Annotated in this window: 17 protein-coding genes and 1 pseudogene; 8 read left to right on the forward strand and 10 right to left on the reverse strand. The window is 70.9% G+C overall.

The window, feature by feature from the left end; translation table 11 throughout:
* The first annotated feature begins 35 nt into the window (after window positions 1-35).
* The 4 genes from M878_RS57665 to M878_RS57680 all read left to right on the forward strand — a co-directional run bounded on the left by M878_RS57665 (window position 36) and on the right by M878_RS57680 (window position 5,398).
* Window positions 36-737, forward strand: a complete 702-nt coding sequence (locus M878_RS57665; protein WP_023545616.1) for a B3/B4 domain-containing protein — start codon at window positions 36-38, stop codon at window positions 735-737.
* A gap of 28 nt (window positions 738-765) precedes the next feature.
* A complete protein-coding gene (locus M878_RS57670) occupies window positions 766-2,430 on the forward strand; it encodes an aminotransferase-like domain-containing protein (RefSeq protein WP_051430073.1) in 1,665 nt (554 codons plus the stop codon).
* A 122-nt stretch (window positions 2,431-2,552) separates the two neighbouring features.
* Window positions 2,553-3,815: a serine hydrolase domain-containing protein gene (locus M878_RS57675; RefSeq protein ID WP_023545618.1), complete on the forward strand. Its 1,263-nt coding sequence runs from the start codon at window positions 2,553-2,555 to the stop codon at window positions 3,813-3,815.
* Window positions 3,816-3,877: 62 nt separating this feature from the next.
* On the forward strand, window positions 3,878-5,398 hold the full coding sequence (locus M878_RS57680; RefSeq protein WP_031224481.1) for an alpha/beta hydrolase: 1,521 nt from the start codon (window positions 3,878-3,880) through the stop codon (window positions 5,396-5,398).
* A gap of 95 nt (window positions 5,399-5,493) precedes the next feature.
* Here M878_RS57680 and M878_RS57685 read toward each other — a convergent pair whose 3' ends face one another.
* Window positions 5,494-7,287, reverse strand: a complete 1,794-nt coding sequence (locus tag M878_RS57685; protein WP_023545620.1) for a PLP-dependent aminotransferase family protein — start codon at window positions 7,285-7,287, stop codon at window positions 5,494-5,496.
* Between the two features lie 326 nt (window positions 7,288-7,613).
* On the opposite strand from M878_RS57685, the gene M878_RS57690 reads away from it, so the two are divergent.
* Window positions 7,614-9,500, forward strand: a complete 1,887-nt coding sequence (locus tag M878_RS57690; RefSeq protein WP_209445504.1) for a PLP-dependent aminotransferase family protein — start codon at window positions 7,614-7,616, stop codon at window positions 9,498-9,500.
* A 203-nt stretch (window positions 9,501-9,703) separates the two neighbouring features.
* On the opposite strand, the gene M878_RS57695 is transcribed toward M878_RS57690, so the two are convergent.
* Window positions 9,704-11,143, reverse strand: a complete 1,440-nt coding sequence (locus tag M878_RS57695) for an FtsW/RodA/SpoVE family cell cycle protein (protein ID WP_078630589.1) — start codon at window positions 11,141-11,143, stop codon at window positions 9,704-9,706.
* Window positions 11,144-11,260: 117 nt separating this feature from the next.
* On the opposite strand from M878_RS57695, the gene M878_RS57700 reads away from it, so the two are divergent.
* Window positions 11,261-12,256 carry a hypothetical protein gene (locus tag M878_RS57700; protein WP_023545623.1) on the forward strand — a complete coding sequence of 332 codons (996 nt, stop codon included), beginning with the start codon at window positions 11,261-11,263 and terminating at the stop codon, window positions 12,254-12,256.
* Here M878_RS57700 and rodA read toward each other — a convergent pair.
* From rodA to M878_RS57730, 6 genes and pseudogenes are all read right to left on the reverse strand, one after another.
* On the reverse strand, window positions 12,228-13,427 hold the full coding sequence (gene rodA / locus M878_RS57705) for a rod shape-determining protein RodA (protein WP_023545624.1): 1,200 nt from the start codon (window positions 13,425-13,427) through the stop codon (window positions 12,228-12,230). The two genes, M878_RS57700 and rodA, sit on opposite strands and share 29 nt — an antisense overlap.
* Window positions 13,428-13,528: 101 nt before the next feature.
* On the reverse strand, window positions 13,529-15,265 hold the full coding sequence (locus M878_RS57710) for a TIGR03767 family metallophosphoesterase (RefSeq protein ID WP_031224490.1): 1,737 nt from the start codon (window positions 15,263-15,265) through the stop codon (window positions 13,529-13,531).
* 190 nt (window positions 15,266-15,455) lie between these two features.
* Window positions 15,456-15,965 (reverse strand): O-acetyl-ADP-ribose deacetylase, encoded by a 510-nt coding sequence (locus M878_RS57715; RefSeq protein ID WP_023545626.1) that lies wholly within the window; start codon window positions 15,963-15,965, stop codon window positions 15,456-15,458.
* A complete protein-coding gene (locus M878_RS57720) occupies window positions 15,962-17,380 on the reverse strand; it encodes a phytoene desaturase family protein (protein ID WP_209445505.1) in 1,419 nt (472 codons plus the stop codon). Before M878_RS57720 ends, M878_RS57715 begins: the two co-directional genes overlap by 4 nt.
* A gap of 164 nt (window positions 17,381-17,544) precedes the next feature.
* A complete protein-coding gene (locus M878_RS57725; RefSeq protein ID WP_023545628.1) occupies window positions 17,545-18,390 on the reverse strand; it encodes an inositol monophosphatase family protein in 846 nt (281 codons plus the stop codon).
* A gap of 150 nt (window positions 18,391-18,540) precedes the next feature.
* A pseudogene (locus tag M878_RS57730) lies at window positions 18,541-20,359 on the reverse strand (gamma-glutamyltransferase family protein).
* Between the two features lie 126 nt (window positions 20,360-20,485).
* Between M878_RS57730 and lplAB the strand changes: the two are divergent.
* Window positions 20,486-21,550, forward strand: a complete 1,065-nt coding sequence (lplAB, locus tag M878_RS57735) for a lipoate-protein ligase LplAB (protein WP_023545630.1) — start codon at window positions 20,486-20,488, stop codon at window positions 21,548-21,550.
* Between the two features lie 175 nt (window positions 21,551-21,725).
* Complete coding sequence (locus tag M878_RS57740) at window positions 21,726-22,412, forward strand: hypothetical protein (protein ID WP_023545631.1); 687 nt, start codon at window positions 21,726-21,728, stop codon at window positions 22,410-22,412.
* Window positions 22,413-22,481: 69 nt separating this feature from the next.
* On the opposite strand, the gene M878_RS57745 is transcribed toward M878_RS57740, so the two are convergent.
* Window positions 22,482-24,008: an NCS1 family nucleobase:cation symporter-1 gene (locus M878_RS57745; protein WP_023545632.1), complete on the reverse strand. Its 1,527-nt coding sequence runs from the start codon at window positions 24,006-24,008 to the stop codon at window positions 22,482-22,484.
* 121 nt (window positions 24,009-24,129) lie between these two features.
* Window positions 24,130-25,149, reverse strand: coding sequence for a TIGR03842 family LLM class F420-dependent oxidoreductase (locus M878_RS57750; RefSeq protein WP_031224492.1), 1,020 nt, complete (start codon window positions 25,147-25,149; stop codon window positions 24,130-24,132).
* Window positions 25,150-25,166: the final 17 nt, after the last annotated feature.

Raw genomic sequence — 25,166 nt, forward strand, 5'->3', positions numbered from 1 at the left:
AGGTGGTGATCCCGAACCCGAGGAGGCCACCGACCATGCGATTCCGGCACGCGGACACCATCTGGGCCACGTTCCCCGGACTGGCCTCAGCCGCGCTGTACGCCACCGGCGTCGACGCCCGCGTGGACACCGCGCCGCGCGCCGCCGAGTACACCGCCCGCGCCCTGGACCGGCTGGCCGGCAGCACCGAGGGCGAATGTCCCGAAGTGCTGGCCTGGCGGCGGACGTTCAGCCGGCTGGGCGTGAAACCGACGCAGTACCGGTGTGCCTCGGAGTCACTGCTGCGGCGGCTCCGGAAGGAGGGCACGCTGCCGCGCATCCATCCCCTGGTCGACCTGTGCAACGCGCTGTCGGTGGCGTACGCGATCCCGGTGGCCGTCCTCGACGTCGACCGGGTCGCCTGGCCGCTGCTGGAGGTGCGGCCGGCCGGCGGCGACGAGACGTACACGGCGTTCGGCGGGGGCGTCGAGCATCCCGCGCCCGGTGAGGTGACCTTCGTCGACTCCGCGGGCCGGGCACACGCCCGGCGCTGGACCCATCGGCAGAGCGGCCACTCGGCGGTCGGGGAGCACACCCGCCGCGTGCTGGTGGTGGCGGAGGCCATGCACGAGGGCGGCGGGACGATCGTGCCCGAGCTGCTGAAGGCGGTGGAGGAGGAGATCACGGCGCACTGGGGAGCCGGCACGGAGACGGCCGTACTCACCGCGTCCGCACCGGACTTCGTCTTCGGCGACTGAGCCCGGCACACATGACAGCATCAGCAGGATGAGCGAGGAGCGAGAGATGCCGGCCGCCGCGAGCGAACTCCCCGGCCGCGGCTCGGACTTCCTGCAGCTGGCGGTCGGCGACCTGCCCGCGGGCGGGAAGGCGCGGTGGCTGGCCGGCCGGCTGCGGCAGGCCATAGCGGACGGCCGCCTGGCGGTGGGCAGCAGACTCCCGCCCACCCGGGTGCTGGCCGCCGAACTGCGCGTCTCCCGTGGGGTGATCACCGAGGCCTACCGCCGGCTCGCCGAGGACGGCCATCTGGAGGGGCGCGGCCGCGGGGGCACGGTGGTGGTGGCGGCACCGTTCGCTTCCCCGCAAGCCGGGGCTCGGGGCGGGGGCCGGGCGAGCGGCGAGGCGCTGAGAGAAGCCGCGCGTGCCGCGCAGGGCAGGCGCGCGCAGGGCGGGTCTGGGGCGCCCCGCACCACTCTGTGGAGAACCGTGTCGCCGGACGCGTCGTACTCGCGTACCTCCGGCACCCTGCTCTCCGACCCTCCGAGCCCGCTGCCCCCGCCCTCACGCGGTCGCCCGTCCCCCTTCTCCCGCACCCCCGGTGCCGATGTCTTCGACGCGTTGCGCGACGCCCCGGCCACTGTCGACTTCACTCCCGGACGGCCGGACCTCGCCACCTTCCCGCGCACCGCCTGGCTGCGGGCCGAGCGTGCCGTGCTCGCCGAGCTGTCCGCCGAGCACCTCGGCTACGGCGACCCCCGTGGCGCTCCCGCGCTGCGGCGGGCCGTGGCCGACTGGCTGGCGCGGATGCGGGGGGTGCGGGTGGAACCGGACGAGGTGCTGATCGTCGCGGGCACCGCCCAGGCGCTCACGCTGCTGCACCAGGTGCTGCGGGCGGATGCCGTCGACGCCGTGGCGGTGGAGGACCCGGGCTCGCTCGGGGGCCGCCAGCATCTGCGGAACGGCGGCCTCGCCACCCCGCCGGTGCCGGTCGACGAGGAGGGGGTGCGGGTGGACGCGTTGCGGGCGACCGGAGCCGGCGCGGTGCTGCTCACCCCGGCCCACCAGTTCCCGACCGGTGTGGTGACGAGCGGTGAGCGCCGGCGTGAGCTGCTGGGCTGGGCGCGCGACGGCGGGCTGATCCTGGAGGACGACTACGACGCGGAGCACCGCTACGACCGGCCCCCGGTCCCCGCGCTGCGGGCACTGCTGTCCGACCGGGTGTGCTACATGGGCAGCGTGTCGAAGCTGCTCGCCCCGGCCCTGCGCATCGGCTGGCTGGTGGCCCCGCCCCGCTATCGCGCGGACCTGGTCGACGCCAAGCGTTTCAATGACCTGGGCAACGCGGTGCTGCCGCAGCTGGTGCTCGCCCGGCTGATGGAGTCCGGTGGGCTGGAGCGTCAGCTACGGCTGTTGCGGCGCCGGCACCGCGACCGCCGTGACGCGATGATCGCCGCGCTCGCCGAGCAGTTGCCCGGCGGGACCGTGCACGGCGCCGCGGCGGGTCTGCATCTGACCGTCACCTACGACGCGGACGTGCCCGACACCGCCTTCGCGGCCGCCGCGCTGGCCCGGGGCGTGAAGTGCCAACCGCTGTCCTGGCACCGGCAGTTGCCCGGCGCGCCCGGCCTTGTCCTCGGCTATGCGGCCAGCGCGCCGGGAGCCATCGCCGAGGGGGTGGCCCTGCTCGGCGACACCCTGCGCGAACTGACCTGACCGGCACCGGCGCGCCGCGGGGGCGGGGGTTTCTCCCCCTGGCGCACTGGTGCTGTCCCCCTCACCAAGCCGCCTGCCTGCCGGAGTGATCGCGGCCCGCGCGCTGCCTAGCGTGCTGTCCCATGGCCATCCCCCTTCTGAAACCCATGGTCCGCGGGCGTACCGGAATCCGCAGGCGTACCGGCCTCGCGGCCGCCGCGACGGCCGTCGTACTGGCCGCCGCACCCGTGGCCGCCGCACCCGTGGCATCCGCACAGACGCGGCCCCTGGTGGCACCGCAGGCCCCGCCGTTGGCACCCCACCGGTGCGGCACACATGACGCCTTACGCCGGTCCGTGCACCACCTGGTCACGCACGACCGGATCGCCGGTGCCGCGGTCCTCGTCGACGACGCCGTCGGGGACGTGCGGTGTGCGCGCTGGTCCGTGACGGACGGAGTGGCCGACCTTCGCACCGGCCGCCCGATGAACACCACCGACCGGCTGCGCATCGGCAGCGTCACCAAGACCTTCACCGCGACAGTCGTCCTGCAACTAGCCGCCGAGCGGCGCCTGTCCCTGGACACGCCGGTCGAGCGTTACCTGCCCGGCCTGATCCGCGGGTCCGGGTACGACGGCCGCCGGATCACCGTACGGCAGATCCTGCGGCACACCAGCGGACTCCCCGACTACCTGGACGCACCCGCATGGGAGCACCCCGAGCGGTTGCGGTACCGGCATTTCGAGCCACGCGAAATCGTCGCCCAGGCTCTCCGGTTGCCGCACCCGAAGCAGAGCTGGCACTACGCGACCACCAACTACGTCATAGCCGGGCTGATCGTGCAGGCGGTCACCGGCCACTCCCCGGAGACGGAGATCACCCGGCGCATCATCGCGCCGCTCGGGCTGCACGACACGTACTGGCCCGGAGACGACCCCCGCCTCCAAGGGCCGCATTCCCACAGCTACTTCACCGCCGACGACGGCCGCCGTACCGACGGCACCAGCTGGAACATGACCTTCGGCGGGACCGGCGGGGCCCTGGTGTCCACTCCGGCCGACCTGAACCGGTTCGCCACCGCCCTGTTCGGCGGCCGGCTGCTGCCCGCGGCTCAACTCGCCCAGATGCGGCGGACCGTGGCGGCCGACCCCGACCGGCTCTGGCCCGGCGCCCGTTACGGGCTCGGGCTGATCTCCTCGCCCCTGTCCTGCGGCGGCACCTGGTGGGGCCACGCGGGCACGGTGCCCGGCGGCCACCGGGCGCTGGTCGCCGTCGGCCCCGGCGGCCGGAGCGTCGCCGTGGCCCTGAACGAGATACCGGCCACGCTCCGGGCCGAACTGGACTTCCTCGACGTCGTCGACAAGGCCCTCTGCGAGCGGGGCACGTCGGAAAGGACACCTCTGTGACCGCCTGTCCCTCCCGCGACACCGGGTGCCGCCCGCGCACCGGCCGCGCACACCGCCCGGCCGTGCGGACAGCCACAGCGGCCGCCCTGTGTCTCGCGGGCACCCTCACCCTGGGCGCCGCCCCCGCCGCCACTCCCGCCGCCGATCCCCTCGCCCGCTACCAGTACCAGCACCTCCACTGGAAGAGCTGCCGGCTCGGCCCCGACGACACCACGGGCAAGGAACTGGAGCAGGCCGGAGCCCAATGCGCCGACGTCACTGTGCCGTTGGACTACACGCGCCCCGACGGCCGTACCATCACCGTCGCGGTCTCCCGGATCCGGGCCGCCGACACCGCCCACCGCGTCGGCGCGCTGCTGCTCAACAGCGGCGGGCCCGGCGGGCAGACGATCGGCGATCCGCCCTGGGTACGCAAGGCGATGAAGGACGTCGGCGCGCGCTACGACGTGGTCGGCGTGGATCCGCGCTTCGTCGGCCGGAGCACCCCGCTGGACTGCCGGTGGCCCTCCGGCAGCATGTTCCGCGGGGCGGGCGGCGGCCGCGCCGGCTTCGACCGCATGGTGGCCTTCTCCGCGGACCTCGCCCGCCGGTGCCGTACGCACGCGGGCGACCTGGTGCCGTACGCCACCACCCGGAACACCGCCCGCGACATGGACGTGATCCGCGCCGCCCTGGGCGAACACCGGATCTCCTATCTCGGTTACTCGTACGGCAGTTACCTCGGGCAGGTGTACGCGACGATGTTCCCGGACCGCACCGGCCGGGTGATCCTGGACGGCGTGGTGGATCCCGCCCGCTATGGTCCGAGGCTGCTGCGGGGCACGGAGGAGGCCAACCGGGACGCCCTGCGGGACTGGGCGGGCTGGGCCGCCGCACACGATGCGGCCTACGGTCTCGGGCGGACCCGGAGCGCGGTGCTGGCGACCGTGAACGCCGTTCAGTCGGCCGCCTCGCGCAACCCCCTGCGGCTCGGCGGCCACCGCGTGGACGAGCACATCCTGCCCGTCGTCGTCTTCAACGGCCTCTCCCAGGACAACCCCACGGCCTACGGCGATCTCGCCCTGGCCGTGCGGGACCTGCGCCGGGCCGCGGAGGGCCGGGCCGTCTCCCCGTCCCCCTGGCTGGCCGGCACGCTGGACTTCCTGCTGACCGGGCACGACTCCGCCTACGGCAGCGCTCAGACGTCGATCCTGTGTGGCGACGTGGCCGCCCCGCGCGACCCGGAGAGCTACTGGCGCGATCTGCGGCGTGCCGGGTCGCGGGACACGCTGTTCGCTCCCGTCTCGAACGACATCAACGCATGCGCGTTCTGGGACCCGCCGCGCGAACGCCCCACGACGATCCGCGGCGACCTGCCGGCTCTGCTCGTGAACGCCACCGGCGACCCGCGCACCACCTACCGGAGCGCCGGGACGGTCCACCGCAACTGGCCCAGCTCCCGCCTGGTGACCCTGCGCGGCGCGGACCAGCACGCGGTGTACGGCGTCTTCGGCAGCTCCTGCGTGGACGCCACGGTCAACATCTATCTCGCGACCGGGCACCTTCCGGCCAAGGACGTGACCTGCTCCCGGCCGATCACCTGACGCTGTTCGAGCGGACCGCGTGGCGAGGCCCGGCATGGGCCCGCGAGGGGGGCTCGTCCGGTCCGAACCGGACGAGCCCCCCTCGCGAGTTGCGCCTATTCCATGCCGCGTCCGCTGATGGGGACGCCGCCCAGGGAAATGAACCCGTCGGCGAGTTCCACGGAGGGGAGAGCGGCCAGCTGGGCCTCGAAGGACTCCTCGTGCTCGATGTGCGGAGCGGGCTCGATGAAGGCGTCACTGGTCTGGAGGTCGTAGACCAGTTCGTCGATCTCCTCTCGTGTGGTCGACGGCATGACGAACGCGTGGACGTGATCGCCGACCTCGGACATGGACCACTTGGCGAGCAGGCGCGCGTTGGGACGGCGGAAGCGGACGCTGAACGAACCGGGCGTCCGGGCCACCTCCAGGGACGGCGTGATGTCGATCTCCTTGAGCCGGCGCTCCATGTACTCCGCCAGTTCCGTCGCGATGCGGCAGCGCTCGACCTGGTCGCTGTAGGAGAGCTGGGCCAGCGCGTTCCACATCACCAGCGGGGAGAACCCGTTGCGCGAGCCGGCGAAGGTGGTGTCCTTGGAGCCGATCACCGGCACCTCCGCGGGGGGCGCCATCTGGTACTTGACCTTGGACATGTACAGGCTGCACGGCCAGGGGACGCCGGGCCACTTGTGGCCGCTCATCGAGATGGACGAGACCATGTCGACGCTCTTGCCCTTCTTCGTCCTCGCCCTCACACCGAAGTCGAACGCGGGCAGCGTGACCTCGGGGGTCCAGTGGAAGACATGCGGTTCCGCCGAGGCCATCCGCATGAAGGGGCCGTACCCCGCGCCCAGCGCCCCGTCGACATGGATCCAGAACCGGCGGCGCGTCACCTTCTGCTTGGGGCCGAAGGTCAGTTCGTGTTCGAGGTGCTGCGGCTCGAAGAGCGGCAGCAGCTTGTGGCAGATCTCCTCGACATGGTCGTGAGCGCCCTTGAAGGTGCTGCCGTAGTTGAGGCTCACCAGGATCGGGTGCTCCTTCTCCACGAAGAACTTGACGAGCTTGTAGAGCTTGTCGATGTCGACCTCGCCGTCCTTGTTGGAGGGGACGCCGTCCCGGCAGCCCTCCCAGCCGTCGCCGATAGGACACTTCTCGTTCATGTACTTGAACTTCTGCGCCGCGCCGTAGACGTTGTACATCCCCAGCACCCGCATCCCCTTCCCGAAGGAGTAGTGGGTGTCCTGCGAGTAGAAGACGACGGGAGTGACCAACTTCTCGTTCTTGGGCGACGTCTCGGGCTCCACATAGGTGAGCGTCTGCTTGCCGTCGGACTTGGTCTTGAGGAGCATCTTGCCCGCGAGGTAGTCGCGCGCGTTCCACAGCGCGTAGAGGTTGGCCTCGGTGGAGCCCATCGAGGTCATGTACCCCCAGTACGACTCCCCGTTCTTGGGGTTGTGCGGCCATTCCGCGTGCCACAGGGACGCGTAGTAGTCCAGCACGGCCCGCTCGGCGACCCGCGTGTTGGGCTTGTAGCCGCCGCGGTCGAAGGGGTCCCCCATGTTGTTGACGTGGAAGTCCAGGAACCGGGAGAGATCCCGCCTGCTGCCGTCGGTGTCCTGGCTGAACTGATAGCCCAGCATGTGGTCACGCTTGTAGGTCAGATACCTCGCCATGGAGTCCAGAGCCCTGCGGCGCTGGACGTCGGTGAGCGCGTGACCCGCGATCTGGAAGTCACGGGCGTCGATGCCCGGCTCCTCCGGGTATTCGTGGGTGGGGTTCTTGAGCGGTCCGCTGACCAGCCCCGCCTGACCGTTGTGGAGCCCCTGGCTCTGCAGGATCTCCTCCCAGGTCTCATGGTCGGGCCCGAACGGAAAGTCCTCGGTGGTTTGGGGACTGGACTGATCGACCGTCATACAGCTCGCTCCCATCGGCTCGTGGTGCGGCCCTCCGCACCTGACGGCCAGCGTGGGCATCAGCCGCCCCGACCACGCCGCAGACACTTTCGAAAGCATCGGCATTCCGCTCATATGGTCGAACTCGCGTATGGCGATGGTCGAACATATATTCGGGTCAGTTCGTGCAGGTGCCGTGCGGTCCGGTCATCACTCGATCGATCGATGCATGTGGCGGGAACTCCAGTGCGACTGAAGGATCGATTCCGCACAGATGTGCACACATCACACGTACGCACATCGCACGTACAGGCATCGCATCACGGACATCTCTGGAGGATGAGCGCATGACGCAGACAGGGCGCACGGCTGGAATGCACCGCTCCAGCGTTCCCTACGGTCCGGACCACATGCCCTGGTCGCAGATCCTGATGTCAGAGGGGCTGGCGGACGGATTCCCGGCTCCGATCAGCGACCCGGTGTTCGACCCGTGCACCGTCTATCCGCCGGAGGAGGAACTGCCCGACCAGAAGTACCAGCTCCTGCCGTCCGGACTGACCAAGGAACAGCGGCGCAAGGCGCTGGACGACCTGGACGAGTATCTGACCCGCAAGCGGGAGCACATGCTCGGCTACCAGGTCAACCAGGACATGGACGGTTACAAGGCGGACCTGTCCCGGTTCATGGAGCACCACGTCAACAACGTCGGCGACCCCTTCCGCTCGGGTGGCTACAAGCCGAACACCAAGGTCGTCGAGCGCGCCGTGCTGGACTACTACGCGGCGCTGTGGAACGCCAAGTGGCCGCACAATCCCCACGACCCGGAGTCCTACTGGGGCTACATGCTCTCCATGGGGTCCACCGAGGGCAACATGTACGCCCTCTGGAACGCGCGCGACTACCTGTCGGGCAGGGCACTGATCGTCAACCCCACCCGTCCGGCCGACGGCATGCTGTACGTACAGGGCCAGGTCACGGCCGAGACCTTCGCGGCGGAGGAGGAGAAAGAAGAGGCGGAACGCAAGCGGCGTAACGCTCTGCGGCCGGTGGTCTTCTACTCGGAGGACACCCACTACTCCTTCACCAAAGCCGTCCGTGTGCTGGGCTTCCAGACCTTCCACGAGATGGCGATGAGCGAGCCCCGGTACACGAACGCCAATCCGCTCGGCGGGCCATGGCCGATGGAAGTTCCCTCGCTGTCCGGCACCGAGTCCTCTGCCGACGGCCCCGGGGAGATCGACATCGACAAGCTGGCCACCCTGGTCGAGTTCTTCGCCAAGAACGGCCACCCCATCATGGTCAGCCTCAACCTCGGCAGCACCTTCAAGGGTGCGCACGACAACGTCGGCGCGGTGTGCGAAAGACTTCTCCCGATCTTCGAGCAACACCACCTGGTCGAGCGCGAGATCGAGTACGAGAAGGGCAAGAAGGATATTCGGCGCGGTTTCTGGATCCATGTCGACGGTGCGCTCGGCGCCGCTTATGCGCCCTTCCTGCGCATGGCGGAGGACAACCCGAGCTATGCGCATGTGCCGGAAGTGAAGATGACCGAGTTCGACTTCGGGCTCCGGCTGCCGCGCGTGGGCGTTCCCGAGGAACCGCCCGTGGACATGATCAGTTCGATCGCGATGAGCGGGCACAAGTGGCCCGGGGCGCCGTGGCCGTGCGGCATCTATATGACCAAGGTCAAGTACCAGCTCAAGCCGCCCGCCTCGCCTCAGTACATCGGCGCGCCGGACACGACGTTCGCGGGCTCGCGCAACGGCTTCTCGCCGGTGATCCTGTGGGACTACCTGGCCAAGCACTCCTACGACCAGCAGATCTCGGGAATCCTGCGGGCGCAGCGGCTCGCCTGCTATCTGGAGCAGCAGCTCAAGCGCGTGTCCAACACCATCGGCGTCGATCTCTGGGTGGCACGGACTCCGGGGACCCTCACGGTCCGCTTCCGCAAGCCCAACCCCGAACTGGTCGCCAAGTGGTCGCTGTCCTCGCAGCAAGTGGTCATGAATCCGCAGGAGAAGAAGCCGCAGAAGATCCGGCGGCGTGACTATGCGCACGTGTTCGTCATGGCGTCGACGACCGAGGAGAAGATCGACGCGCTGATCAAGGATCTGCACCGGGCGGACGCGTTCCCGGAGCCGGTCATTCTGCCGATCACCGAGCCCGTCCCCGAACTGCTCGATGAGGCAGTGCCGTTGGCTCTCGTGCCGGAGGCCGGCCGAGGGTTCGAGTGACGCGTCCGCTCACCGCCCCGGCTCGGGGCAGGACACTAAGGCCCTGTCCCCGGCGGGCAGCCGCTTGCAGGCCGACGTCCTCGGGTGCAGGTCTGCCAGGTTCACGTCGCTGAGCCCCGGCCCCGGTTCCGAGCGGACGTCGGCCTTGGCGTTCTGGACGCCGCTCCTCGCATTCGCCGGCGGGAAGAGAAGGGACCCCGGGGTCACGGCCGGACGAACTGGGTCTCGGCGGCGCTGACGTCCGTGGCCGGGGCCGGCGGCGGTCGGCGGGCGGTGTCGCTGACCTTGATCAGGACGGCGACCAGCAGCCAGTTGGCGACCATGGACGAGCCGCCCTGGGCGAGGAAGGGCAGAGCCTTGCCGGTGAGCGGGATGAGCCCCGTGACACCGCCCACGACGACGAAGACCTGGAGGACGAGCGCCGAGGCCAAGCCGCCGGCGAGCAGCTTGCCGAACGGGTCGGTGACGGTCAGGGCCGTGCGCAGGCCGCGCTCGGCGAGCAGCGCGTAGAGCAGGATGACGACCGTCACACCGGTCAGCCCGAGTTCCTCGCCGACCGTGGTGAGGATGAAGTCGCTGCGTCCGGCGAAGCCGATGAGTTCCGGATGCCCCTCGCCGAGCCCGCTGCCGAGGATGCCGCCCGAGCCGAAGCTGAACAGGGCCTGGGCGGCCTGGTCGGAGATCAGCCCCGGCGGGCGCTTGTCGGGCGGGAGGAAGATGTCCATCGGGTGCAGCCAGGCGACGACACGGCCGTGGACGTGCGGTTCGAAGGAACCGACGACGAAGGCTCCGATGGCGAACATGACGACGCCGAACACCACCCAGCTGGTGCGCTCGGTGGCGACGTAGAGCATGATCACGAACAGGCCGAAGAAGATCAGCGAGGTGCCGAGGTCCCGTTCGAAGATCAGGACCAGCAGGCTGAGGATCCACACGGCCGCAACCGGGCCCAGCTGCCGCCCGCGCGGCAGGTACATGCCGAGGAAGCGCCGTCCGGCGAGCGCGAGGGCGTCCCTGCGGAGCGTCAGATAGCCCGCGAAGAAGACCACGATGACGATCTTCACGAACTCGCCCGGCTGGAAGGACAGCGGGCCGATGAAGATCCACCGCTTGGCGCCGTAGACGTCGCCGGGATAGAAGGCCGGCGCCATCAGCAGGACCAGTCCCACGGTGATGGTGACATACGGGTAGCGCTGCAGCCTGCGGTGGTCCTTGAGCAGCACCATCGCCGCGACGAACACCACCACCGCGATGCCGCACCACATCAGCTGCCCCGACGCCGCGGGCGCCGAGTGGTGGAAATGCGTCCCGTAGGCGATGTCGAGCCGGTGGATGAGCACGAGCCCCAGGCCGCTGAGCAGGGTGGCCAGGGGCAGGATCAGCGGATCGGCGTGCGGGGCGAACCGACGTACGACGACATGACACACCAGGGGCAGTACGGCCGCCGCCAGGCACGTCACCACCATGTCGGACGGCAGCTTCCCGGTGAGCGCGAGGGCCGTCTCTGCGTAGCCGTACCCGCATATGACGAGGGCGCCGAGCAGCAGGACCAGCTCCCGTGTCCGGTCGCTCAGCTGCCTCGGCCGCCCCGCCTGTCTCGCCGGCCGTACTGCCGGTCCAGCCGGTCGACGCCGACCAGTCATGCCTTCCCCCTCGATCGGGTCCATCGCCTCGGATCCCGGTCGGGGCCAAGGCCAACATGGTTATAAGGTTGCGCAATAGCGCAACTGTATCTGAGGGCGGGTAAGAGGAGGGTCGGCGTGGCGGCACGCAGGTGGGGGCGCCGCAAGGCGTGGCTGGTCGTCATCGGGGTGGGCGTGGTCCTGGCGCTCGTGAGCTACCTCGCCGTCCGGTTCATCCGCTCGGTGACCCCCGATGAATGCACAGCACACGGCTCGGACGGTACGACCGTCTCGCTCGACCTCGACCAGGCCTCCCACGCCGCGACCGTCGCGGCCGTCGCCCACGCCCGCGGCCTGCCGGAGCGGGCCGTCACCATCGCCCTGGCGACCGCGATCCAGGAGTCCAAACTCCGCAACCTCAGCTACGGCGACCGGGACTCCCTCGGCCTGTTCCAGCAGCGCCCGTCCCAGGGCTGGGGCAGCCCGGCGCAGATCCGCGATCCCGTCTACGCGTCGGGGAGGTTCTTCGACGCGCTGGCCGCCGTGCCGGACTACCTCGACCTGCCGGTCACCGTCGCGGCGCAGAAGGTGCAGCGCAGCGGTTACCCGGAGGCCTACGCCCAGCACGAGGGCATGGCGGCGACGCTCGCCGCGGTACTGACCGGGCGGGAGGGGCCCGCGCTGAGCTGCACGGTGGCGGGAGCCGAGGTGACCGCGGCCCCGACCGGAGCCGATGCGGCGGGTGTGGACGCGGCCGGGGCGGACGCGACCGCGACTGGGTCGAGCGGGGCGGGCGGCACCGCTGGCGCCGCACCCGGGAGCGGCGCCGGTGTCACGGCCGCGGTCCGGCGGGAGTTCGGTCGGGTACCGGCCCCCGTTTCCGTCCCCGGCGGTGTCACGTACCCGGTCGACAAGCCGGCGACAGGCTGGTCCCTGGCCCTGTGGCTGGTCTGCCACGCCACCGCGCTGCACGCCACGTCCGTCACGTTCGAAGGCCGCCGGTGGAGGAGCGCCGAGTCGGACCAGGGCTGGACCCGCCCCACGTCCGCGCCCGCGTCCGAGTCCGGGGAGACCTCGACGGTCGCGGTGACGGTGACGTCCGGTGTCAGGCCTGCAGAGGCCGCTGGACCTTGATCGACTGGAGCAGTCCCACGGCCACCCACACGGCGAACATCGACGAGCCGCCGTACGACACGAACGGCAGGGGGATGCCCGCGACCGGCATGATGCCGAGCGCCATGCCGATGTTCTCGAAGGACTGGAAGGAGAACCAGGCGACGATCCCGGCGGCGACGATGGTGCTGTACAGCTCGGTCGACTCGCGCGCGATCCGGCAGGCCCGCCACAGGATGACCCCGATCAGGGCGATGATCAGGCCGCCGCCGACGAAGCCCAGCTCCTCCCCGGCAACGGTGAACACGAAGTCCGTCTGCTGCTCCGGCACGAACTGCCCGGTGGTCTGGGCGCCGTGGAAGAGCCCCTGCCCGGTCAGACCGCCGGAACCGATGGCGATCCGGGCCTGGTTGGTGTTGTAGCCGACCCCGGAAGGATCCAGGTTCGGGTCGGCGAAGGCCGCGAAGCGGTTGATCTGGTACTGGTCCAGCAGATGCAACTGCCACACGGCGACCGCCCCGGCGGCACCGACGGCGAGCAGCCCGAAGACCCAGCGGTTGGACGCGCCCGAGGCCAGCAGCACACCCAGGATCGTGACCGACATGACCATCGTCGAGCCCAGGTCGGGCATCATCATGACGACCATGATCGGTACGGCGGCCAGACCCAGCGCCTGGATCACCGTGCGGCTGTCGGGATACGTACGGTCACCCGTGTCGACCTGGGCTGAGAGCAGCATCGCCATGCCCAGGACGATCGAGACCTTCACGAACTCCGAGGGCTGGAGCGAGAATCCGCCGCCCAGCACGATCCAGTTGCGGTTGCCGTTGATGGTGGCACCGAGCGGGGTGAGCACCAGCAGCACGCCCAGGAGGGAGAGGCCGTAGAGGACCGGCACGGCGTTGCGCAGGGCGCGGTGGCCCAGCCAGATCGTGCCGATCATCAGGACGAACCCGATGCCGAGGTTCATCAGATGCCGGACGAGGAAGTAGTGCGGGTCGCCCTGGTTGATGGTGGTGCGGTTGCGGGTCGCGGAGTAGACCAGCAGCGAGCCGATCGTCGAGAGGACGAGGGCGGCCAGCAGTATCGGCCAGTCCAGCCGGCGCGTCACGGAGTCGCGCGCGAAGAGCCGCGTCCACCTCGGACGTTCGGGGCCGTAGCCCGAGACGGAGAAGCTCTTCACGCCGGTCATGTCAGCAGCCTCCGGCTTCCCCGCGCCGCGTGTGTGGTCCCGGAAATGATAGCTGCGTAGTTGCGTAAAACAGCAAATGCGGAAGTGCCGGAACGTAAGAATCAGGTGGTGGTGGGCTTGGTGAGCAGCAGCTCGGTGTTGTGGTCGGCGGCGGTGCCGATGCGGGTGGCGGGGGTGGCGTACGGGTCGTTGTAGGCCAGTTCGCGGTAGAGGGCGGCGAGGCCGGGGTCCGAGGTGTCCGCGAAGTCGGTCCGGTACGGCGCTGCCGACTCGATGAGCGTGGTGAACAGCGAGAGGGTGCCGTCCTGGTTGTCGGCGATCTCGATGATCCGGGCGTGGTGCGGGTAGTCCACGTGCGAGGCGGTGTTGATCTCCCAGAAGGCGCGCTCCGGGACGGCGTGGCCGTGCGGGATGATCTGGTTGGTGTGGGTGTGCCCGTTGACCCAGGCCACGACGTTCGGGAAACGCTGGAGCAGGGCGACGAGTTCCGTACCGCTGTGCCGGCCCTCGAAGGGGCGGTACGGATCGGGCAGCAGATTGCCCATGGTGCCACTGGTGTGATGGCTGAACACGACGACGAGCCGCCCGCCGGACCCGCCGCGCACCACACGGCCGTCGCTGTCGTACCAGTGCCCGCTGTTCGCCTCGAGAACCGACTCCAGCCAGTTCAGCTGGGCGGTGCCGAGGGAACCGTCGGCGAATCCGGCGCGGTTGGTGGTGTCGAGGCTGATGCCCAGGACGCCGTCGGCGAGGTCGAAGGTGTAGTAGAGGTGGCCGCTGCTCACCGAGTCCTTGGTGAAGCCGTGGCCGACGGGACCGGCACCGGTGTAGGCGGGGTCGAGGTGGGCCTGGGCGAACTCGGCGGGCGTGAACGGATGACGCCGCTCGTCGGGCGTGACCGTGCGGATCGCACCGCCATGGGTCAGCAGCCGGCTGAGCAGGACGGCGGCCTCACCGGGGTCGTGCAGCAGGGCGTCCGCCAGCCGGGCGGCGGTGGCGTCGTCGCACCCCTCCACCTTCCGCGACCCGGTGTAGAGGTCGCCCAGGAGACCGAGGTCGGGCAGGCTGCCTTCGATGCTGTCGTCGTGGTTGCCGACCGTGGTGTACCAGGGGACGCTCAGCCCGGGCGCGTCGAAGGGCCGGATGGCGCCGCTGAGCAGGCCCGGGATCTGCGGCAGCCCCTTGGCCTTGTAGGCGTCCTGGAGCGAGGACCCGGGATTCCAGTACTGGCCGCTCCCGGAGTTCTGTACGCCTTCGTACCGCGTGAGATCACCGCTGTTCGGGGTGATCCGCCCGCCACTCATGACGCTCAGATACCAGTCCAGTTCGATCCGCTCGTGGTTGTCGGTGTTGTCACCGGTGGCCATGACGAGACTGAACGGCAGCCCGGTGTACGGCCCTTGCCGCACCGCGTTGACGCGTTCGACGAGCGACGAGGCGCCCCGCACCGTCAGCGTCTCCTGCGGCCGGTGCGCGCTGTCGTTGAACCGCGCCAGATACTCGAACCGCACCGGCGACTCTGTGTCCGTGAGATGCAGATCGGTGAACTGCACGAAGGAGGCGGCCCCGGTCCGCCGCCCGTCCCGCCCGCTCCCGGCCTCGCACAACTCCTGCCGTACGACGACCGGCCACCCGGGTCCGGCCACGAGCCGCTTGTAGGCCCCCTCGCCGACGGGCGTGGCGGCCTGCTCAAGGGTGGTCCCGTCGACCCGTACGGCCCGCGCGGCACTGACCGCGAGGGCCCGCTCCCGAGCCATGGCCCGCCCCGGCCAGAGAGCGACTCCCGCCCCCGCCGCGGACGCCCCCGCCACAAACCGCCGCCTGCTGATCCCGCTCATGTATCCCCCTGACGCCCTTGAGAACAACGGCACATGCCCCCGCGTACCGGTCCTGTTCGCGGCGGCCGGGCCAACCCTTACCGACGGGTAGCCAGGTGTCCAGGGCGTGGAGGGGAACTTGAGGAAAACAGGGGACGGGCGTTCCACGGCGGCAGGACGTCCACGCATCGGGAGGGCTGCCGTCCTCTCGTCAGTCGAGTTGGCGGGCGAACGCCTCGTACGCACGGTCGTCGAAGAGGACGAACCGTACCTCTTCGACCGCTGTCGGCGTGTTCCGCACGGTCTCCACCGCGATGCGGGCCGCATCGTCCATCGGCCACCGGTAGACGCCGGTGGAGATCGCCGGGAACGCCACCGTCCGGGCACCCAACTCGTCGGCCACGCGCAGCGACTCCCGGTAACAGGAGGCGAGAAGCGAAGCATCACCGCCTGAGGCCTGATACACGGGGCCCACCGTGTGGATGACCCAGCGGGCATCGAGTTCGCCTGCCGTCGTGGCGACCGCCTGGCCGGTGGGCAGGCCCTTGCCGTACCGGGAGGCGCGCAGGGCGCGGCACTCCTCGAGGATGGCGGGGCCGCCGCGCCGGTGGATCGCGCCGTCGACGCCTCCGCCGCCGAGCAGGGAGGAGTTGGCGGCGTTGACGATCGCGTCAGCGCTCTGCCGGGTGATGTCCCCCTGGACGAGGGTGATGGTGGTCATGTCTGCCTCAGTCTTCGCCATACGGCCTTGGCCGCGTTGTGGCCCGACATGCCGTGCACGCCGGGTCCCGGCGGGGTGGCCGAGGAGCAGATGAAGACGGCCGGATGCGGGGTGTGGTACGGGAACAGGGACAGTCTGGGGCGCAGCAGCAGTTGGAGCCCGGACGCCGCGCCGCAGGCGATGTCGCCGCCGACGTAGTTGGCGTTGTGGGCGGCCAGCTCGGCGGGGCCGGCGACGGCGCGGGCGAGCACGCGGTCGCGGAACCCGGGGGCGAAGCGCTCCAGTTGGCGTTCCATGGCGTCGGTGAGGTCGCCGGTCCAGCCGTTCGGGACATGGCCGTACGCCCAGAAGACGTGCTTGCCCTCGGGGGCGCGGGTCGGGTCGGCCACGCTGGGCTGGACGGTGATCAGGAACGGCCGGTCGGGGGCGCGGCCCTCGCGGGAGGCGGCGCGCAGGGCGGTGGAGATCTCGGCCTGGCTCGCGCCGATCTGGACGGTGCCGGCGGCACGGGCCTCGGGCGCTGTCCAGGGCACCGGGCCGTCCAGCGCGTAATCGATCTTGAAGACGCTCGGGCCGTAGCGGTAGTGGGCGTAGTGGTCACCGAAGCCGGCGATGCGGGCGAGTGCGGTGGGCGAGGTGTCGAAGACGTACGCCCGCGCTGGCGGCAGGTCGTCCAGGCGCTTGATCTCGTAGTCGGTGTGTACGGCGCCGCCGAGGTCCCGCAGATAGGAGGCGAGGGCGTCCGAGATCGCCTGGGAGCCGCCGCGGGGCACCGGCCAGCCGCGGGCGTGCGCGGCCAGCGCGAAGACCAGGCCGACGGCGCCGGTGGCCAGGCCGTCCAGCGGCGCGATCACATGCGCGACGAGGCCGGCGAAGAGGGCCTTGGCCCGCTCGTCCTTGAAGCGGCGCAGCAGCCAGGTGGCCGGTGGCAGCCCGGCCAGCCCGAACCGGGCCAGGGTGACCGGGTCGCGTGGGAGCGCGGTCAGCGGCAGGGACATGAAGTCCCGTACGAGGGTGTCCCAGTGGGCGAGGAACGGCTCGACCAGCCTGCGGTACGCGCCCGCGTCGCGCGGTCCGAAGGAGGCGGCCGTCTCGGCCACCGAGCGGGACAGCACGGCCGCGGTGCCGTCGAGGAAGGGGTGCGCCATCGGCAGCTCGGCGTGCTGCCATTCGAGGCCGTAGCGGTCGAGGGGGAGGGCGCGGAACGCGGGCGAGTTGATGCCGAGGGGGTGGGCGGCCGAGCACGGGTCGTGCCGGAAGCCGGGCAGGGTCAGCTCCTCGGTGCGGGCGCCCCCGCCCACGGTGGACTTCGCCTCGAACAGCGCGACGGAGAAGCCACGGCGGGCCAGCTCCACCGCGGCGGTCAGTCCGTTCGGTCCCGCACCCACCACGACCGCATCGAGCATCGACGGCACCTTCGGACCCCTTCGTCGGCCGATGGCCACTCGGGGTTGTGCCAGCCGATGGCCACTCTGCGTTCAGGATATGCCGGAGGACTGACACTCCCCCGGGGCGGGTGACCAGCCGGACCGGCCGTTGCGGGCGGAAGGGAATCCTCCGGCGGTGGCCGGCCCGGGGTTCAGGCCGCCGTGCGCAGCTGTTCCGCCACCCGGTGGGCCGTCGCGGTGTCCCGGGCCGCGGTGAACGGCAGCGCGTTGCCGCCGGCCACTCTGAACGGCTCGCCGGTGCGTGTGAGATGCGCGCCGCCCGCCTCCTCGACCAGCAGCAGACCCGCCGCGTGGTCCCAGGCCGCCTCCCAGGAGAACGCCACGGCGTCCAACTCGCCCCGGGCGACGGCGAGATACTCCAGGCCCGCCGAACCGCAGGCGCGGGGGGCGAAGCCGTCGGTCCACAGGGCGTGCAGGGCGCGCTTCTCCTCGTCGGTGGTGTAGTCAGGGTGGGACGTGGCGACGACGAGGTCCCGGCCGGGCGCGGGCGGGCCCGCGAACAGCCGCTCGCCGTCGAGGAAGGCGCCCTGGCCGCGGACCGCGGTGGCGAGCTGGTCGCGTGCCGCGGCGTAGGTCCAGGAGGCGAGGACGACGCCCCGGTGGGCGAGGGCGACCAGGGTGCAGAACCCGTCGTCGCCGTGCACGAACTGGCGGGTGCCGTCGACCGGGTCGACGATCCACACCGGCGCGTCGCCCTGGAGCGCCGCGTAGGTCGCCGGGTCGGCGTGCACCGCCTCCTCGCCGACCACGACCGAGCCGGGCAGCAGTGCGCCCAGGGCGTCGGTGAGCCGCAGCTCGGCCAGCCGGTCGGCGTCCGTCACCAGGTCGTGGGGGCCGCTCTTCTGGTCCACCTCGTGCGCGGCGAGGCGGCGGAAGCGGGGCAGGATCTCGGCCGCGGCCGCCTTGCGGACCGCTTCCTCCACGTCGGCCGAGCAGCGCGCGAGAAACTCGTCGATGGTTTCCGTTTCTTGGATCATGCCTCCATGAGAGCATGCCCCGCTGACAATCCCCGCCTCCCCGGTGCACACCGGGTGGAATCGCGATGAAGAACAGGGGTCGCACCGCGCCCCGCTCCCGGGTGTGCCGGACGCACAGGGGCCGCTTCGGCACCGCTCCTGGGCGTGCCGTCAGCGGCCCACCGCGTAGCCCTGCATCCCGCGCGGGTTCGCCGCCGCCGACAGCACGCCGGTCTCCGGGTCCCGGGCCACGGCGCACAGGCGCCCTTCGGACCAGGCCGGGGCGACCGTGACGTCGTGGCCGCGCCGCCGCAGCTCCTCGATCACGTCCGCGTCCATACGGGACTCCACGGTGACGCTGCCGGGGCGGCGGCCACGCGGGTAGAAGGAGCTGGGAAAGCTGTCGTTGTGCCAGTTCGGGGCGTCGATCGCGCCCTGCAGGTCGAGGGCGCCGCGGACCGGGGCGCGCAGGGCGGCGGCGAGGAAGAAGTGCAGCTGCCACTGGTCCTGCTGGTCGCCGCCGGGCGTGCCGAAGGCCAGGACCGGCACGCCGTCGCGCAGCGCGAGGGACGGTGTGAGGGTGGTGCGCGGGCGGCGGCCCGGGGTGAGGGAGTTCGGCAGGCCCTCCGCCAGCCAGGTCATCTGCAGCCGGGTGCCGAGCGGGAAGCCCAGCTCGGGCACGACCGGGTTGGACTGCAGCCAGCCGCCGCTGGGCGTGGCCGCGATCATGTTGCCCCAGCGGTCGACGACGTCCAGGTGGCAGGTGTCGCCGCGGGTGCGGCCGTCACCGCCCACGTGCGGCTCACCGGGCAGCTCCGCGACAGTCGGCTCGCCCGCACCCAGCGGGTCGAAGCCGCGACCGCTGCAGGCCTCCACGCGCGCGTACGCCTGCGCGGGCAGCCGCGGGGTGCGTCCGCCGGGGCTGCCGGGCCGCAGCTCCCAGGAGGCCTTGGCGCCGACCAGGGCCCGCCGTCCGGCGTTGTAGTCGTCCGAGAGCAGCTCGGCGACCGGAACCTCGGCGGCGTCGCCGTACCAGGCCTCGCGGTCGGCCATGGCGAGCTTGCAGCCCTCGATCAGCAGATGGACGTAGTCGGCGGAGCCGTAGGCGGGCAGTTCCTGCGGGAGCAGGGCGAGCTGCTGGAGGAGGGCGGGGCCCTGGCTCCAGGGGCCGGCCTTGCACACGGTCCAGCCGTTCCAGTCGTAGGTCACCGGGGTCTCGTAGGCCGCCGACCAGCCGGCGAGGTCGGCCTCGGTGAGCGTGCCGGTGTGCCGTTCGCCGCTGGTGTCCCTCGTGGGCCGCCGGGACTGCCGTACCAGCGCCTCGGCGATGAAGCCGGAGCGCCACACCTCGCGTGCCGCGTCGATCCGGGCCTCCCGGTCCCCGGCCCGGGCGGTCTCGGCGAGCAGCCGCTTCCAGGTGGCGGCGAGCGCGGGATTGCGCAGCGGCTGACCCGGCCGGGGCGCCCGCCCGCCGGGCAGATAGACCTCCGCCGAAGAGGTCCACTCCGTCTCGAACAGCTCCCGTACGGTCTCCACGGTCGCGCCGATCTTCTCCACGGGCGGGTGCCCGTGCTCGGCGTATCCGATGGCGTACTTCAGCACGACGTCCAGGGACTTCGTGCCGTGGTCGCGCAGGAGCAGCAGCCAGGCGTCGAAGGCACCGGGCACGGCGGCCGCGAGCGGCCCGGTGCCGGGTACGAGATCCAGCCCCGAGCCCCAGGTAGTGCGCGACGGTGGCTCCGGCCGGCGCCACTCCCTGCCCGCACAGCACCCGTACCTCGCCGCCCGCCGGGGCGAGCAGAATCGGCACCTCGCCCGCCGGCCCGTTCAGGTGTGGCTCCACCACATGCAGCACGAACGCACCGGCCACGGCGGCGTCGAAGGCGTTGCCCCCGTCCTCCAGAACCGCCATCGCCGACTGGGAGGCCAGCCAGTGGGTGGAGGACACCATCCCGAAGGTGCCTTGCAGGGTGGGCCGGGTGGTGAACACGGGCGCCTCCAGGGCTCGGGTACGTCTTCCAGGTGATCGTACGAGCGTGATCGCCGTCCGGGGAACACGGCGACGACCTGCGCCGTTGATCTCATGCGGGAGGCGGCAGGGACGGAGGCCCAGGCAGTGCACGGTGAGTACAAGGTGCCCGGCGGCAAGCTCGTCGTCGTGGACGTGGACGCCGAGGACGGCGTGTTGCGGCACGTGCGCGTGGCGGGCGACTTCTTCCTGGAGCCGGACGAGGCGCTGGACGCGGTGAACGGCGCGTTGGAGGGTGTCCCGGCGGACACCGACGCGGCAGGGCTGGCCGCGCGCATCGACGCGGCGCTGCCCGCGGGGACGGTGATGTACGGCCTGACCTCGGAGGGTGTCGCCATCGCGGTGCGCCGGGCCCTGGCACGCGCCACGGACTGGACCGACTACGACTGGCAGCTGATCCACGAGGGCCCGCAGCCACCCGCGTTGCACATGGCGCTGGACGAGGTGCTGACCGCCGAGGTCGCCGCGGGACGGCGCCCGCCGACCCTCAGGGTGTGGGAGTGGGGCGCTCCGGCGGTGATCATCGGCAGCTTCCAGTCGCTGCGCAACGAAGTGGACGCCGAAGGTGCCGCGCGGCACGGCATCGAGGTGGTGCGGCGGATCTCCGGCGGCGGCGCGATGTTCGTGGAGCCCGGCAACACGATCACGTACTCCCTGTCGGTGCCGGAGTCCCTCGTGCAGGGCCTGTCCTTCCAGGACAGCTACGCCTATCTGGACGACTGGGTGCTGGGTGCGCTCGGAGACATGGGCATCCGGGCGTGGTACCAGCCGCTGAACGACATCGCGACGGACCAGGGCAAGATCGCGGGCGCCGCGCAGAAGCGGATCGTCGGGCCCGACGGCGGCCCGGGCGGCGTACTGCACCACGTGACCATGGCGTACGACATCGACGCCGACAAGATGGTCGAGGTGCTGCGCATCGGGCGGGAGAAGCTGTCCGACAAGGGGACGAGAAGCGCGAAGAAGCGGGTCGATCCGCTGCGGCGGCAGACCGGGCTGCCGCGCGAGTCGGTCATCGACCGGATGATCGAGTCGTTCCGCGTACGGTACGGCCTGGCACCGGGCAAGATCACGGGCGAGGAGCTGACGCGCGCGGAGGAACTGGCGCGGACCAAGTTCACCTCCGTGGAGTGGACGGCGAGGGTGCCCTAGCCGCGCCATCTCCGAGAGCAAAACGGGCAGATCGGTACGTCGCGAACAGGGTCTCGTGAACGTGCGGGCACGCAGCGCGTTCCCCACTTCCGCCCCACAGGGACTCGTGTGACACTGTCGTCCCCGTCCACCCTGCGGTCCCCCTCCGCACCCCCTCCCCCACGAGAAGTGCGCCGTGCGTTCTCTTCCTCTGCCGCTGGCCCTCACCGCGCGGATCTCGCCGGTCGCGGTCCTCGCCTGTGCCGGCTGGGCGCTGACGTCCGGCCCGGCCGCACCGTCGGTGGCGGCCGGGCATCAGGCGGCCCGGACGACGCCCACCCAGTCCTCCTCCGGCTCCTCCGGCCCCTCGTCCGGCGGCGCGGCCTCCCAGGCGTACGCCACCGCGCCCTCCCCGTGCACCAGCGTGCCCGCGGCGACCGTCAAGTCCCTGGTGCCCGGCGCGAAGACGCAGGGCAAGGAGATCCCGTCGACGGACACCAAGCTGCGCCGCACCTGCTCCTGGAACGCCCTGCAGGGCTACGACTACCGCTGGCTCGATGTGTCGTTCGAGGTCAGCGGGTCGGCGCAGGAGGCGCAGCAGGAGTACCAGCAGCGGGTGAAGGAGAAGGCCGGTGGCGGGGCCGTGCCCGGGCTCGGGGACAGTGCCTACTCCGTGGTGAATCTGACCACCGAGGACAAGCAGCAGACCCGGGAGGGCGTGGTGATGGTCCAGGCGTCCAACGCCTTGGTGATCGTCACCTACAACGGCAGCGACTTCGAGACGAAGAAGGCTCCGGGTACGGACGAGATCAACAAGGGGGCGATCCAGGCGGCGCGGGCCGCGGTCGGCGCCCTCGGGGGCGGGCAGTCCCAGTCCGGCTGACCGCCCACCCCCATGTCCTTGCCTGGCTGCTCCCTGCCCCCGGCCCGCTGCCTGTCTGCCCCGGTCCCGCTATGCGATGGTCTCTCTCCGGCCCGTCAGCAGCGTGAGCGCCAGGTACAGCACCAGGGACGTGCCCAGGCCCACCGCCCAGCCGTAGTCCGCCAAGGAGGCCAGGGCGGGGATGGGACGGCCGTCGATCAGGGGCTTGAAGCTGGCGCCGCCGATCGCGAGGACACCGCCCGCCAGGAAGGACACGACCGCGCGCCAGTTCCAGCCGCCCGCGTACCAGTAACGGCTTCCCGTGCGGTAGAGGTCGGCGAGGTCCAGGCGGGTGCGGCGCAGGAACCAGTAGTCGGCCACGAGGATGCCCGCGACCGTGCCGAGCAGGCCGCCGACCAGACCGAGCCAGGTGAAGATGTAGCCCTGCGGGTCGGAGTACAGCTTCCAGGGGAAGATGAGGACCGCGAGGACGGCGGTGATGAGCGCTCCGGTGCGGAAACTCACCTTTCTGGGCGCCACGTTGGAGAAGTCGAAGGCCGGCGAGACCAGGTTCGCGGCGATGTTCACGGACAGGGTCGCGACCAGGACCGTCACCAGCGCGTAGAGCAGGCCGGCCACGTTGTCCGTCTTCGCCGCCAACTGCACCGGGTCCCAGACCGGCTTGCCGTACACGGCCTCGGAGCCGGAGGTGACCAGGACGGACAGGAACGCGAACAGGGTCATCGTCGTCGGCAGGCCGAGGGCCTGGCCCCAGGTCTGGGCTTTCTGGCTGCGCCCATAGCGGGTGAAGTCAGGAATATTCAGGCTCAAAGTGGACCAAAAGCCGATCATGCCCATCAATGAGGGCCAGAAGAGCTTCCAGAAGCTCCCGCCCCAGCCGAGCTTCGACGGCTGGTCGAACAGCGGGCCCACGCCTCCCGCCTTGCTGCTCATCCACCACAGCATCACGGACGCGCCGACGAGCACAAAGGGCGCCGCCCAGTTCTCGAAGCGGCGGATGGTCTCCATGCCCCGGTAGATGATCGCGACCTGGATGACCCAGAAGATCGCGAACGACAGCCACATGGTCCAGGCGTAGCCGCCGAAGTGCGCCGCGTTCGACCAGCTGTCACCGATCAGCTTCCCGGCGAGGAAGTAGATCGCCTCGCCGCCGATCCAGGTCTGGATGCCGAACCAGCCGCAGGCCACCAACGCCCGTACGACGGCGGGCAGGTTGGCGCCGCGCACGCCGAACGAGGCGCGGGCGAAGACCGGGAACGGGATGCCGTACTTGGGGCCGGCGTGCCCGGTGAGCAGCATCGGCACCAGCACGATCAGGTTGGCGAGGGCGATGGTGAACACCGCCTGCTTCCAGTCCATGCCGACGGCGATCAGACCGGAGGCCAGGGTCCAGGAGGCCGTGTTGTGGGCCATACCGACCCAGAGCGCGGAGAAGTTGTACGTGGTCCAGGTGCGCTTCCCGGCCGGGACCGGGAGAAGGTCCTCGTTGGCGTAGGGACCGCTGGGCGGCGGGGTGCCGGGAGCGAGTTCCACGCGCCCGTCGGGGAGGGTGACCTGGCCGGAGAGGGGTATGGCCGGGGGAGCGGTGTCGGTCATGGCTGGCCAATCGGGTGAGGTGGGACGGGAGTTGGCCGTGCGGGCACCAGCCCCCTCCCCGGGACCGCGGGGAGAGGGTGACCAAGAGGGGTGTGGGGGAGGTCGGGCAACAGAGGTCGGGTCAGGCGTTGACGGCCGGGATCACCGTCGTGCCGTAGGCGTCGATGGTGGCCTCCTGCGCGTCGTGCATGTCGTACACCGCGAACTGGTCGACGCCCAGCGCGCGGAGGGCGTTCAGTTTCTCGATGTGCTTCTCCGCGGGGCCGATCACACAGAACCGGTCCACGATCTCGTCGGGCACGAACTCGGTGTCCGGGTTGCCGCTGCGCCCGTGGTGGGCGTAGTCGTAGCCCTGCCGTGCCTTGATGTAGTCGGTGAGTTCCTCGGGGACCTGGGCGGAGTGCTCGCCGTACTTGGCGACCAGATCGGCGACGTGGTTGCCGACCATGCCGCCGAACCAGCGGCACTGCTCCCGGGCGTGGGCGAGGGCCTCGGGCGAGTCGTCCTCGGTGACATAGGCGGGGGCCGCCACGCAGATCGTCACGTCCGACGGATCGCGCCCGGCGGCGACCGCCGCGTCCTTGACGGCCTTCACCATGTACTCGGTCAGATACAGGTCGGACAGCTGGAGGATGAAACCGTCGGCCTCCTCGCCGGTCATCTTCAGCGCCTTCGGGCCGTACGCGGCCATCCAGACGGGGAGTTGGGCGCCCTCCTTGATCCACGGGAACCGGATCTTGGTGCCGCCGAGGTCGGCCTCCTCGCCCCGGGCGAGCGCGCGGATGACCTTCATCGCCTCGCTGATCCGGGCCAGGGTGTTGGGTTTGCGGCCCGCGACCCGCATCGCGGAGTCGCCGCGGCCGATGCCGCAGACGGTGCGGTTGCCGAACATGTCGTTGAGGGTGGCGAACGTGGAGGCGGTGACCTCCCAGGTGCGGGTGCCCGGGTTGGTGACCATCGGGCCGACCTTCAGATGGGACGTGTTCGCCAGGATCTGGCTGTAGATCACGAACGGCTCCTGCCAGAGCACGGAGGAGTCGAAGGTCCAGCCGTACGTGAAACCGTTGCGCTCGGCCCGTTTCATCAGGCTGACGACACGGGAGGCCGGCGGGTCGGTCTGCAGGACGAGTCCGAAATCCATGGCGTCCATGGCACCCT

Source organism: Streptomyces roseochromogenus subsp. oscitans DS 12.976 (genome assembly GCF_000497445.1).
Lineage (GTDB): Bacteria > Actinomycetota > Actinomycetes > Streptomycetales > Streptomycetaceae > Streptomyces > Streptomyces oscitans.

What these genes read in the sequence shown, in the direction of transcription:
- M878_RS57665 (WP_023545616.1), top strand. Translation starts at nt 36, where the DNA reads ATGCGATTCCGGCACGCGGACACCATCTGGGCCACGTTCCCCGGACTG.
- M878_RS57670 (WP_051430073.1), top strand. Translation starts at nt 766, where the DNA reads ATGAGCGAGGAGCGAGAGATGCCGGCCGCCGCGAGCGAACTCCCCGGC.
- M878_RS57675 (WP_023545618.1), top strand. Translation starts at nt 2,553, where the DNA reads ATGGCCATCCCCCTTCTGAAACCCATGGTCCGCGGGCGTACCGGAATC.
- M878_RS57685 (WP_023545620.1), bottom strand. Translation starts at nt 7,287, where the DNA reads ATGACGGTCGATCAGTCCAGTCCCCAAACCACCGAGGACTTTCCGTTC.
- M878_RS57690 (WP_209445504.1), top strand. Translation starts at nt 7,614, where the DNA reads ATGACGCAGACAGGGCGCACGGCTGGAATGCACCGCTCCAGCGTTCCC.
- M878_RS57695 (WP_078630589.1), bottom strand. Translation starts at nt 11,143, where the DNA reads ATGACTGGTCGGCGTCGACCGGCTGGACCGGCAGTACGGCCGGCGAGA.
- rodA (WP_023545624.1), bottom strand. Translation starts at nt 13,427, where the DNA reads ATGACCGGCGTGAAGAGCTTCTCCGTCTCGGGCTACGGCCCCGAACGT.
- M878_RS57710 (WP_031224490.1), bottom strand. Translation starts at nt 15,265, where the DNA reads ATGAGCGGGATCAGCAGGCGGCGGTTTGTGGCGGGGGCGTCCGCGGCG.
- M878_RS57715 (WP_023545626.1), bottom strand. Translation starts at nt 15,965, where the DNA reads ATGACCACCATCACCCTCGTCCAGGGGGACATCACCCGGCAGAGCGCT.
- M878_RS57725 (WP_023545628.1), bottom strand. Translation starts at nt 18,390, where the DNA reads ATGATCCAAGAAACGGAAACCATCGACGAGTTTCTCGCGCGCTGCTCG.
- M878_RS57745 (WP_023545632.1), bottom strand. Translation starts at nt 24,008, where the DNA reads ATGACCGACACCGCTCCCCCGGCCATACCCCTCTCCGGCCAGGTCACC.
- M878_RS57750 (WP_031224492.1), bottom strand. Translation starts at nt 25,149, where the DNA reads ATGGATTTCGGACTCGTCCTGCAGACCGACCCGCCGGCCTCCCGTGTC.